The sequence below is a fragment of the Legionella norrlandica genome (assembly GCF_000770585.1).
In the GTDB taxonomy this organism is placed as follows: domain Bacteria; phylum Pseudomonadota; class Gammaproteobacteria; order Legionellales; family Legionellaceae; genus Legionella; species Legionella norrlandica.
In genome coordinates this window covers 64,825-76,572 of sequence record NZ_JNCF01000010.1, presented here as the reverse complement: position 1 = coordinate 76,572, position 11,748 = coordinate 64,825, and the positions used below count along the sequence as shown (strand labels likewise).

Sequence of the window (11,748 nt, the reverse complement as noted above, 5' to 3'; positions counted from 1 at the left end):
TCGAAAGTTTGTAAGAAAAATATAATATCCATTAGGATTTAACAACCGCATAGCCGCATTTACCAATGAAACATGATCTCTTTGAATATCCAGGATATCAACCATTCGCTTGGAATTTGAAAAAACTGGGCGGATCTAAAAAAAATAACATCAAATTTGTCTCTGGTAATTTTCATCCATTCCCTACAGTCATACTGCACAAACTGATGTTTAGACAAATCAATATTATTCAATCTAAAATTATCTTCTGCCCATAGTAAATAGGTCTTGGACAAATCAACATTTGTTGTTAATGCCCCAGACAAAGCAGCATGAACACTTGCAGTAGCTGTATAACAAAAGCAGTTTAACAATCGAGTTCCGGGCTCTAATTGCTCAAATCGTAAGCGAAGAGGTCTATGATCTAAAAACAAGCCAGTATCCAGATAATCATACAAGTTCACAATTAATTTGGCTCTTCCTTCAGTGACTATTAATTTATGACCTGTTTTTGCTACTTTTTGGTACTGCTCCAATCCTTTTTGTTGTTTTCTTTGTTTAATGATTAATTTCTCAGGATCAAGCCCTAAAGCACTGGGAACTACCTGCAATATTTCCAAACTACGCTTTTCTGCTTTGTGAACGGGAATGCTGGATGGTGCTGCATACTCTTGTAAGACAGCAAAATCGTTATATATGTCAATAGCATAGGCATATTCTGGTAAATCAGCATCATAGATACGATAACATGATATCTGGTTTCTTTTTGCCCATTTTTGCAAATGATTCTTATTTTTTTCTAATCTGTTAAACAACATTTGAGCATTAGCAGACAAAGGAGTGCCAGAAGTACCTTTTAATTTATTGGCTGCAGAAATAGCTATACAATACAATTTACACTCCAATGGACCATTGTATAAGGTGTATTGTTTATCTGCACGCAATCCTATTGCTTTAGCTAACACTGAACTAGAAGTTAAGATAGCAGCCTGCCAACCTTGATAATAATTATGTAAAACGCTACCTAGTTGTTGATAAATCGGCACAAGCTGAGTCACATCTCCCAATCGTTCACCATAAGGTGGATTACAAATTACTAATCCTTTTTTTATCCCAGGTCTACTGTCCTTTAATGGTAACGTTTTAAATTCTACCAAAGGCAATACTCCCGCTCTTTCAGCATTAGAGCGAGCAATAGCAATCACTTTACTATCTGTATCTGTTCCTAATAATTTAACTGACAGGGGTTTGACTTGCTTTAAGGCTTGAATTCGCAATTTTTCCCATAAAGAGTTCTGGTGCTGAGCCCAGTATTGCAAAGATTGATCTTGCCTCAGTAAACCTGGAGCAATGTGGGCTGCCATCATAGCAGCCTCTATCACGACTGTTCCTGAACCACAAAAAGGATCATGTAAACTGTATCCATGTGCTGCCAACTCAGGCCACTTGGCTCTTAATAACATTGCTGCTGCAATATTTTCTTTTATAGGAGCTGCTCCAGCCTTTTTTCGATAGCCCCTTTGGTGCAAACTATACCCAATCAGGTCAAAACTCACCGTTAGAATATCATCTTTTAAATAAGCATGGATTAGTATTTGGGGCTTTTCTTTATTAACTGAGGGTCTTGAGCCATTTAATCGCCGAAAATGATCAACGATACCGTCTTTGACTATTTGAGCACCAAACATAGTATTGCGAATTTGCTCCGAAGCGCCGTGAAATTCAATCGCAATGGTTTTATCATGGGTAAAAACGGTCTGCCAATGAAATTGAGTACATAACTGATGAACTTCATGTTCTTTTGCAGCATGGCCGCTAAATAACACCAGTTGAATTCTGCTGGCAAGTCTAGACCATAAACATAATTGATAAATTACAGGTAAGCCAGCTTCACCATAAACTCCTTGTGGGCTCACGCGAGTAACATGAAGCCCCAAACCTTTGAGCTCTTCTTCCAACAAATACTCCAACCCTTTTGAGCAACTGACGAATAGTGAATAATTCATTTTATTGAGGACCTTAAATAGCGGAATAGAGTTTTAGCAGCACCTGTGTTTTTTTCTTTTGCCTGATCATCCAAAGCTTTTTTAATCAACTGTCTCAACTGTTGAACATCTTCTGGCTGATAGATATTAATAAATTCTGTCAAAGCCTCTCTTCCACCTACTAATAATTTATCACGCCATAGCTCTGCCTCATGAAAAGCGGCTGTTATTGCACTATCTTCTGCAAGAATTTTTTCATAAGCAGAAAGAATGGCTTCAGAATCAGCAGAGCGCATCAGCTTGCCTATCAGCTGCGCCTGCCTTCTTTTGGCTCCATGACTTTTTATTGACTTGGCATCAATAATTGCTTTGCGCAAATTATCAGTAAGAGGCAAGGCATCGAGCTTAGATGCACTAAGTTCAATAAGTTTTACTCCTATATTTTGTAGATAAAGAGCTTCTCTTTTTTTCTGTGATTTACTGATTTGTTCATCCATAGCGTGCTATATTCTTTAAAATAACATCAATTATACTATAGAAAATCTAATACCGGTGTATTAATTCATTCTGCTGCTGCGAGCTTAATAGGAGATTGTAGATATTGTTTGGTGGGCCTTGATCGAAAATAAGCATGACCTATTGCTAGCAAATTATAGATCATAATAAATAACAATAAAAAATGCAGCCAAGTGATAGTCAATTTTGTAAAAATGGGAATGGTAATCATGACACCCAGACATCCTGAAAGACTTAGAATGAGTGTTTTTTTCAAAGGAATTTTATTTTTCTGCAAAAATACCAATGTGGTAAGGGGCTGCTGCATAGCACCAGCCGTTGTCATAATGGGAAAAGCAACCACAGGGGATACATTCATTAAAAATAAAACCCCCTGAACCATAACAAACAATCCTACTCCGACAGAAGTAAGCGCGCCGCAAATCACCATAGCGCAAAAGCCAATCACTAATTTCCAAGAATTTAGTTCTGTTAAATCACCACCAACTGGCAATATACGAAGTTGATGGGATATTAAAAGGATGATAATTATTGCAAAAGAACACATCATGGCCAATCGTATAGCTTGTTTACTTAGCTGACTGACAACGAAGCCACCAATTAATCCACCAATACAGGTACCCGCAACTAAAGTGAGCAACGTAGTTAAATCGACATCTATCATATTGATAAAAAATAGAGATTCTATGGTACCGGGAATCACTTGAGCTCCATTATTCACTGCAGGCAGTTCATCGTCACGAAAAGTACCTAATAATTTCGCTAATGCGACATTAACTGCAAAACTACCAACCCCCAAGGTATCTGCGATAAAAGCGATAATTCCACTAAAGGTTAATTTAATATACTGGCCAATTGTTAAAGGCAAGGAAGGTTGCTGAATGAATTTTAAAACCATTACGGCTACACAGAATAAACTCAATATTAATATGACAAGCGTAATTAAAAAAAATGCCATTCTGTTCCTAACACTAATGATTTAAAATCAGAGTTAATAAATAGACTTCTATCCCTAAGAAATCCAAATAACAAATGTGGATTGATTATATACCAATTTTTCTGCCCAGCAAACAACACCGAGAGCAAAAATAACTCTTAATGCACCATTAGAATTCACAAGTTGGTGTGAGATTCTTTAGTTTTCTTTTCCACTACCCCATACTGAACGTAAGAATCGTAGCCGCAAATTCGATTCTTACGTCCGATCAAAATTAAACAGCACATCCCTTAGTATCAACACCAACTTGTCCAAAAGCAGATTTAACTGTTTCAACGTCCAAATTCAAATCCCTAGCCGCATAAACCACGCCGCAAGCTCCATTTTTAAAATTTGTTGTAGGTGTCCAGTATTTGGTATTAGCGACGACCATCATATGATAAGCCTTTTTAATCCCCATATTTTGGGACATTAAGTAAAATGCTTTATTAAATATACCGCTCGCTGTATGCACAATAAAACTTTGACGCTCTTGAGGAAGCTGGATTTGTGCGTTCGCATAAGCGACTACTTCATCATAACTAATTGCACAATAACTTCCATGGCTTTGGGCAAGGCTTTTATCCAAACAATCAGCAGAACTTCCGTCAGAGGAAGGATAATCCATAAATCGCAATGCTTTACCAAAAGAATCACGAACAATTGTTTCACCAATACCCCATGTCACTTCATTAGGTTGCAAGTAAGCTTTGTTATATAACTGTGGATTCTTTTCCAAAAGATATGCCCGTGACGCTTGTCCCGCCATATCAGAGAGAGATTCATTGAGAGCACCTGATTGATCATGATATTCAAGACCAGAATGTTGCTCTGTAAAGCCATGTGTTACTTCATGGCCAGCCACATCCAAAGAAACCAGGGGATAAAAATCCATTCCATCTCCAAATGACATCGCTTGCCCATCCCAAAAGGCATTATCATAGTTTTGTCCAAAATGCACTCTCATAACCAACTTCATTGGTGCACCATTGGAGTGTTGTAGCGCATTTAATCCATACCAGTCTTTATACATATCTACAATAACATGCCCAAAATAATAAGCATCATTGCTTGGAGAAAATCCTCCATTAATGTTTTCCTCTACATTATTATTGCAAGTGTATTGATAGGGCGTACTTATCTGGTTGTCCCAATCCCATTCGGAGTTAAGATTGACCAATTTAACTTTCGCATTATCCATGACACATTGATTTCCACTTTGAGTCACATCCAAAGAAGGAAGCCATCCTTACCATACCAATATTCATGAACTTTTTCATTACCACCTGGGCCTGTGTCCAGATAAGTTTTTATGTTATTCCATTGCTTAATTAATGCTCCTGTTTGAGCATCAATAACAAAAAAAGGCCAAGTTGGCTTACCATACTCCTGAGTGCTTTTAAATGACACCAAATATACCAATTTTAGTTCATTATTTTGGTCAGGTCTAATTTGTAATTCAGTTGTTTCTTGATGAGTGCTAGACTGTGAATTGGTTTGAAAATAGGATTTTTTTGCATATTCCATGGCTTGTTGAGCATTAATAGCAGGCTTTGTATTAATTTGTATATTTTCTAATAAATGTCCATTGACTACTGCATTAGCATTTAAAACGATATCTTGGGTGGTAGCCCCTTTAGTAATCATAACTTGGGCACCAACAACAGGAATCCCCTGATACAATTGTTGATAACGAGTAATTAATTGATTATCTTCTTTTGTTTGATTCACTTGTTGTAATGAGTTATTAGTAACCGCAGAAGCACTCCTCGCAAGAATTGTGTTTTTTGATCTTTGTAACATAGGATATTTATTTAAACTACTTAAAGGCGCTTGATATAAATCCACTGCATTAGCGGCAAAAATGCTTGAAGAAATTACTGATAAAGCAAAAAATACAATTTTTCTTGACATACAACATACCCAAAAAGACACAATGCCGCAAATAATGTCACAAAATTAACCATCATGCAATATTTTTTTTCAATTGTTGCGTTTTTTTAGCGATATCCCTAGTTATTGCTCATTCAGGTTAGGTCTTAATTTGTACTGGAACTCTGATTAGCATGATATCTGCCAACAAATTCTTGATAATCTCACAACCCCCTTCGAGTCTGTTAAGTACTCATATCCTTTATCTAATTTGGCGTGTCTATATTCATCCTTACCGCCTACGTGCCGTAACTTAGGTGAGTAGGCGGCAGGGATGAATCGTAAACACGCCCTAGGGCTAGCGAAATAAATTCAACATGTTTCGTCATTAAACCTAGAAAAAGCTAAAATGTTTCTTTTTTCCATTTTCGGAACAGCCTAGTAAGGTTATTAGGCGATTCATATAATCGACTTTTCCCATCTGCTGGTAAATAACCCCATTGGGCTTCTTCTGCCAAGACAGCCTGGGCATCTGAATACCCCGATTCCATACGTTTTCTGATTATTACTTGGCCAAAATTGTAGTCTTTTGAGGCCGCTTTTACTAATCTGGAACTGCAAGCCAAATGAACTAAGGTACAATGATGAGGAGTTCCAATATCTAATAAATGAGCACTCGCCTTCTTTTGCTCATCTGTTAAAATATGGCTCAATTCCATCATCGCATTTCGCATCTTTTGTCTTTGCAAATAATTATAAATAGTACGTTGAGCATGAGTGCCATATGAAATATCTTTTCTTCTCTCCTCGATTTCGTTCATGTTATTTGGAATAAACGAGCGCCCTCCAAAACAATCAATAAGAAAACATAAGGTATTTTCCGGAGGTATCGCTTCTAAAATAACCTCTAGCGGTGTATTCGAATGAACACCGCCATCCCAATACAATTCACCATCGATATTCACTGCAGGGAATCCTGGAGGCAAAGCAGCACTGGCCATAATATGATCCACTTCAATGCGATAATTAATATTATTAAAATAAATTAAATGACCACTATTGATTTGAACTGAACCTAAGCTTAAACGAATAGGGCAAGAATTTAACAATTCGAAATCAATAAGATTAAGCAATGTGTTACGTAGAGGAGCGGTATCATAATAGCTAAGAATAGTTGGATCACCCCATAGAGGAATAGTCCCTGTACACCATTTTGGAAAAAAAAAGCCAGGCTGACCAAATAATAAAGCGAAATAAGCACTTAACCTATTATAAAAACCAAGTGTAAGATCCATTTCTCCTAAAAAATCAAAATAATTACTTGGCGCAATTTCATCCCAAAATTGCTCAAGTTTAGCAATACGCTTTTCCGGTGGATTTCCGACGAGAATAGCAGCTTGTATAGCCCCAATAGAGGTGGCAGCAATCCAATCCGGTTCATATCCAGCTTCCAAAAGTCCTTTTACTACGCCAAATTGATAAGCCCCAAGCGAACCGCCTCCTTGCAACACATAAGCAACCCTAGGAAAACGATTTTTATCTTTAGGTGGCAAAGTATCAAAACGATTGGCATACGGGTTGTTACCACGTGATTTGGGTTCCGCTCCCACATCCATAAAATCTCCTTTTTAGCTTTAATTGTACAAATGTTCTCTTAAGTAATTAAGATATAAGCCTATGAATTTATAAAGAATAAATCTATTTATTATCCAAAAGAAAAAAGTCTGATGGATAATAAACAGACATTATCTTTCTCTAAAAATGCCCAGACCGAAAATCCTGTATTGCCTGCATAATTTCTTCCTGGGTATTCATTACAAAAGGTCCATACCGAGCAATAGGTTCATGAAGCTTCGCAGCTGCAATTAGCAGACAATGGCTTTTTTCTTTGCCTTCGATTTGTATCATTTCACCAGGTGTTAAGCTGGCCATAACTCCTTCATCAATTTGATGTCCCTCTATCTTCACCACACCTTTCATCACGAAAAAAATCGCTTGATAATCTTTAGGAATACTCTGTCGAACAGCTACCGCCTTTGGAAGCGTTATGTCTAAAAATAAGGGTTGAGTTGCAATCTCGGTAATTGGCGAGCTTAACCCTCGATTAGTTATACCGGCAATTACTTTAATTACAACGCCAGACTCATGTACTTCTATAGGCAATTGATCAGATAACTTTTCCTGGTAACGAGGCTCTCGCATTTTTTCTGAGGCGGGTAGGTTTAACCACAATTGCAAACCTTGCAAACGACCCGTTAAAGAAAAAGGCATTTCAGAATGAATGATTCCTCTGCCAGCAGTCATCCACTGCACATCTCCAGCATTAATAACTCCTTTATTACCCTGAGTATCTTCATGAGTAATGCTTCCATGCAACAAATAAGTAATTGTTTCAAACCCACGGTGGGGATGCGGGGGAAATCCAGCAATATAATCGAGAGGGTCTGTACTGTTAAAATAATCAAAAAGAAGTATTGGCTCAAAATCATTGGTCTTCCCAGCACCAATATACCGATGTAATTTTACGCCCCCGCCTTCACGTATTAGAGTCCCCCTAATTAACTGTTCTACAGTGACTACTTTCATGCTCACTACTCATCTTTAATTACTAATACATTTAAGATAGCCTAAAATAATCTAGTTTCATAATCTCTCTTGGCACGTCTCTTTATCAAGGATATGATGAAAATAGACTCTACGGATAGGAGCAGTTATGGATACATTAGAACACACCGAGTTAGGAAATGGATTACTAATGGATAATATTGAAGGTAATCCTTATTTAAGAGTTGATGAGTTTGGAGCACTTCATTTACGACTTCAACGATTCGGTAAAAATAACATGCCAGAACCAATGGAACTGGAGATGTCTGCCGGTGAAATTATTGCCATGGCAGGTGATTATTTTACGCAAGCCGACTGGACCATGAATTTGGATCTTCCCAAATGCGAACGATTTAATTCTCCTACTGAATTAGGAAAATATCTCATTAATAAATCCATAGAGCCCAAAGAAGAAGCCGCCTTAATTACTGCTTATAATAATTTGGCCGCTCCTGATGTCACTCGAAAAGAAATAGATCGGATTTACTCCATCAACAAAGCGACTTATATACCCTTTTTTCCTACTCTAAATTCTTATGCTCAACAATTAATGCTTTATTTACGGGTTAAAAACTATGGAGAAATGCTTGTTCGTAATCAAACTCATTTTACACCATGGTCCATACGTGTTTATGTTTTGGGGCACGCTATCGCTTTGCGCTATGCCCATTTATGCTACGAATTAAAAAAATTAGCAGAAGATAGTAATTATCAATCGAGTAATCCCGATTTGCTTTCTGTAAGACTTTCTCTACAAAACAAGAATATCCCTCTTTCTCGTGAGAACTTAATTGACTTAGCACATCGCTATCATGCTCAGGCTTACTCTGTAGAATTGTTTATCTTTCATTATTATTCTGATCATTTTGCCACCGGCCACATGTCCATGATTGGTGATTTACGAGTCGTACTAAAGGACCGCTTTGGTATGTGGGGGAATATCTTGGCTAATAATATTCATGATGAAGTGAATCGGGTTGGAGTTTATACCGTTAGGCCTTATGACCCAGTTCCCAATGTCACAGAAGCACCTACCGGGCTCGTGGGGATGGAAAATTCGACACCTGCCTTAACCAATTTAATCGTTTAGCCTGTTTAAATGGTATGACAGCCTCCTTAAAAGACATTGATCAAGTATTAGCAGGAAGAGAAATTCCTGAACCTCAAAATTTTGGTGGTTTGATTTATATGCCTGATGTGGATTTTAATTCCAGACAACATCAACCCTTACTGGTTTTAAGCAAAGGAAAAGTATTTTACCGTAAAAATCTTAGTAAAATTAAGATACTCTCTCCGACAGAATATGAAGCACTAAGAAATGATCCTGAAAAACATGATTATAAAGAACTAACCAGCAAATGGGCAGCCTTTCGATTAGTTACGAAATTACGACTTTTCCCCTATATTTATAACGGTACTATCGTTCCTGTAACTAATGAAAAATTGGCTGAAATCATAGCCGATGAAAGAAAGAGAAATCCTCAACGTGCCCCTATCCCAACACCTACATGCATCCCAGAAGAGGAACCTACCGTATTCGATTGGAGAACCAATGCGGATTGGCGCACTAATAAAGATCAGCTAGATGTTTTAGATGGTCTAAAAAGGCACAGTATATTGCGCTTCCATCAAAATTCTTCTACTCAAGAAGAGAGAATAGAAAATTTAAATGAATTTGGGAGTCTGACTATTTCCTGATAAACTAGTATATGTTGACGATTTGATGTGCTGCGATTTACTAGCAGCGCCCAAAGAACTTACGGATACCGGACAACGCCCTGTCTCTTGATCACATCTCTGCCTACACCCCGCTGCTTGTCAGCGGGGTCCAGTATTTTAGCGAAGTGCTCTGGATCCCACTGACAAACAGAGCAGAGCTGGTCTGGGTTTCCAGAGATGTGTAGAAGATTCAGACCAACACCCCGGTACTCTGGCGTTCCTTATATAATCTACATCATTGCGATAATTTTTAAGAGGTGACTATGAACCGAATAATAGGTACTGTCCTATTCGTACTAATTTCAACTATCTTCGCCTTTACTGCTAATGCCGAAGCTCTATTAAAAGATACCCATGGCCGCAGCATCCCCTTCTCATCTCTTAAAGGAAAGTGGGTTTTTATCAACTACTGGGCAAGCTGGTGTGAAACCTGTGTTGATGAAATCCCCGAGTTAAATCGTTTTTACAACAACCATAAAAATGATTCAGTAGCCTTGTATGCAGTAAACTATGACGCCCTTCCTTTACTAGAACAAAAATTACTAATTAAGAAATTGAATATCAACTATCCTAATCTGATACGCGATCCAGCTCGCGATTTGCAATTGGGAGATATTACCGGAGTGCCTGTAACTTTTGTTTTTAATCCAAAAGGCCAATTAGTTAAAAAATTATATGGGGGACAAACGGCTAAGGCATTGGAGCAAACCATCATGAGCAATAAAAACACTTAAATAACCAAATTTTTCCTAGGCGCAGATTGGCGCTGAGCGTAAGCCCAACTTTCAATATAACTCTCTCCGAAAGTCTCTTAAACCGATCTAATCATTATTCATGGAAACAAACGCCGTTTTTGTTCCCCTGTAATCCTGATCTTCATTAACCAATCACCATCCTCGGTAATTGCCTCATTTAATACTGCCCCTAATTCATACAATTGAGCACGTAGCTTCGCCTGGCTGGATTTAATGACAATATCTTCAATAAGGATCTTTCCATGCAATTGAGTGGCTATCGCTTCTTTTAAAAGGTCTAAACCGGCACCTGTCGCTGCAGATAACCATACTTTACAAGACTCTTCAGTATAATCAATTTTGGGTTCCCAGCTCTCCTGCAAATCAATTTTATTAAATACCTGTATCACGGGGATATTATTAACTTCCAATTCATCTAATACTTTTTGCACTTCAAAGACTGTTTCTCGCCAATTTGGATCAGAGATATCAATCACATGTAATAACAAATCAGCCTGCTGGGTTTCTTCCAAAGTCGCACGAAATGCTTCTACTAAATGATGAGGAAGGTCCCGAATAAATCCTACAGTATCAGTTACGATGACAGAAGAAGAGCCTGGTAAATCAAGTTTACGCATGGTTGGATCCAGTGTTGCAAACAATTGATCTGCTACGTAAGTATTTTCCCCTGTCAAAGCATTAAATAAAGTAGATTTCCCTGCATTGGTATATCCAACCAAAGAAACAGTGGGCATTGCAGCTTTTCGTCTGGCTTGCCTATTTTGATCACGACTGCAACGTACTTTCTCCAAGCGTTTATTGATGTATCGAATGCGCTCTCTTAATAAACGCCGGTCAGTTTCCAATTGAGTTTCCCCAGGTCCTCGTAGCCCAATTCCTCCTTTTTGTCTTTCCAAATGTGTCCAGCCACGAATAAGCCTTGTTGATAAATGCTGCAATTGGGCGAGCTCGACCTGAAGCTTACCCTCGAAGGTACGGGCTCTTTGAGCAAAAATATCGAGAATTAAACCACTTCTGTCTACAACCCTGCATCCCAATAATTTTTCTAGATTTCGTTCCTGAGATGGAGATAGTTCATGATTAACTAAAACCAATTCCGCATCCAGCGTTTTAACCAGATTTGCAATTTCTTCAGCCTTCCCTTTCCCGACATAATATTTGGCATCAGGTGTAGCACGAGCTCCTAATACACAATCTAAGACCTCAGCTTTCGCTGAGAGCGCTAACTCTTCAAATTCTGCCAATGCTTTTTCAGAATCAATTCCAGGGAGAGCTAACTGTACTAAAACAGCTCGCTCACCACTTTGTGGACGTTCAAACACTACTTAAATCTCAAAATAGA

Annotated in this window: 8 protein-coding genes and 2 pseudogenes; 3 read left to right on the top strand and 7 right to left on the bottom strand. The window is 38.1% G+C overall.

The genetic code is table 11. From position 1 onward, the window contains the following. The 6 genes and pseudogenes from rlmKL to OK13_RS04220 all read right to left on the bottom strand — a co-directional run. A pseudogene (rlmKL, locus tag OK13_RS04245) lies at nucleotides 1-1,985 on the bottom strand (bifunctional 23S rRNA (guanine(2069)-N(7))-methyltransferase RlmK/23S rRNA (guanine(2445)-N(2))-methyltransferase RlmL); the annotation flags it as partial. Then, the gene (yjgA, locus tag OK13_RS04240; RefSeq protein ID WP_035888002.1) at nucleotides 1,982-2,461 is read right to left on the bottom strand and encodes a ribosome biogenesis factor YjgA; all 480 of its coding nucleotides are present in this window, start codon (nucleotides 2,459-2,461) and stop codon (nucleotides 1,982-1,984) included. The pseudogene rlmKL and the gene yjgA, both read right to left, overlap by 4 nt. Before the next feature lie 65 nt (nucleotides 2,462-2,526). Then, on the bottom strand, nucleotides 2,527-3,438 hold the full coding sequence (locus OK13_RS04235; RefSeq protein ID WP_035888000.1) for a sulfite exporter TauE/SafE family protein: 912 nt from the start codon (nucleotides 3,436-3,438) through the stop codon (nucleotides 2,527-2,529). Nucleotides 3,439-3,691: 253 nt separating this feature from the next. Continuing rightward, nucleotides 3,692-5,370, bottom strand: a pseudogene (locus tag OK13_RS15760) (M4 family metallopeptidase). Between the two features lie 362 nt (nucleotides 5,371-5,732). Then, nucleotides 5,733-6,944, bottom strand: coding sequence for a patatin-like phospholipase family protein (locus tag OK13_RS04225; RefSeq protein WP_035887997.1), 1,212 nt, complete (start codon nucleotides 6,942-6,944; stop codon nucleotides 5,733-5,735). Between the two features lie 139 nt (nucleotides 6,945-7,083). Next, complete coding sequence (locus tag OK13_RS04220) at nucleotides 7,084-7,914, bottom strand: pirin family protein (protein ID WP_035887995.1); 831 nt, start codon at nucleotides 7,912-7,914, stop codon at nucleotides 7,084-7,086. Nucleotides 7,915-8,041: 127 nt separating this feature from the next. Between OK13_RS04220 and OK13_RS15755 the strand changes: the two genes are divergently transcribed. The 3 genes from OK13_RS15755 to OK13_RS04210 all read left to right on the top strand — a co-directional run bounded on the left by OK13_RS15755 (nucleotide 8,042) and on the right by OK13_RS04210 (nucleotide 10,385). Further along, nucleotides 8,042-9,022 carry a hypothetical protein gene (locus OK13_RS15755; RefSeq protein WP_277619262.1) on the top strand — a complete coding sequence of 327 codons (981 nt, stop codon included), beginning with the start codon at nucleotides 8,042-8,044 and terminating at the stop codon, nucleotides 9,020-9,022. 14 nt (nucleotides 9,023-9,036) lie between these two features. Beyond that, nucleotides 9,037-9,630: a hypothetical protein gene (locus tag OK13_RS15750; protein WP_277619261.1), complete on the top strand. Its 594-nt coding sequence runs from the start codon at nucleotides 9,037-9,039 to the stop codon at nucleotides 9,628-9,630. A 284-nt stretch (nucleotides 9,631-9,914) separates the two neighbouring features. After that, complete coding sequence (locus OK13_RS04210) at nucleotides 9,915-10,385, top strand: TlpA disulfide reductase family protein (protein WP_035887992.1); 471 nt, start codon at nucleotides 9,915-9,917, stop codon at nucleotides 10,383-10,385. Nucleotides 10,386-10,483: 98 nt separating this feature from the next. On the opposite strand, the gene hflX is transcribed toward OK13_RS04210, so the two are convergent. After that, nucleotides 10,484-11,728: a ribosome rescue GTPase HflX gene (gene hflX / locus OK13_RS04205; RefSeq protein ID WP_035887991.1), complete on the bottom strand. Its 1,245-nt coding sequence runs from the start codon at nucleotides 11,726-11,728 to the stop codon at nucleotides 10,484-10,486. Nucleotides 11,729-11,748 lie beyond the last annotated feature (20 nt).

Excerpts from the sequence above, each read along its gene's own strand:
- OK13_RS04225 (WP_035887997.1), bottom strand. The coding sequence starts at position 6,944 with ATGGATGTGGGAGCGGAACCCAAATCACGTGGTAACAACCCGTATGCC.
- OK13_RS15750 (WP_277619261.1), top strand. The coding sequence starts at position 9,037 with ATGACAGCCTCCTTAAAAGACATTGATCAAGTATTAGCAGGAAGAGAA.
- OK13_RS04235 (WP_035888000.1), bottom strand. The coding sequence starts at position 3,438 with ATGGCATTTTTTTTAATTACGCTTGTCATATTAATATTGAGTTTATTC.
- yjgA (WP_035888002.1), bottom strand. The coding sequence starts at position 2,461 with ATGGATGAACAAATCAGTAAATCACAGAAAAAAAGAGAAGCTCTTTAT.
- OK13_RS15755 (WP_277619262.1), top strand. The coding sequence starts at position 8,042 with ATGGATACATTAGAACACACCGAGTTAGGAAATGGATTACTAATGGAT.
- OK13_RS04220 (WP_035887995.1), bottom strand. The coding sequence starts at position 7,914 with ATGAAAGTAGTCACTGTAGAACAGTTAATTAGGGGGACTCTAATACGT.
- OK13_RS04210 (WP_035887992.1), top strand. The coding sequence starts at position 9,915 with ATGAACCGAATAATAGGTACTGTCCTATTCGTACTAATTTCAACTATC.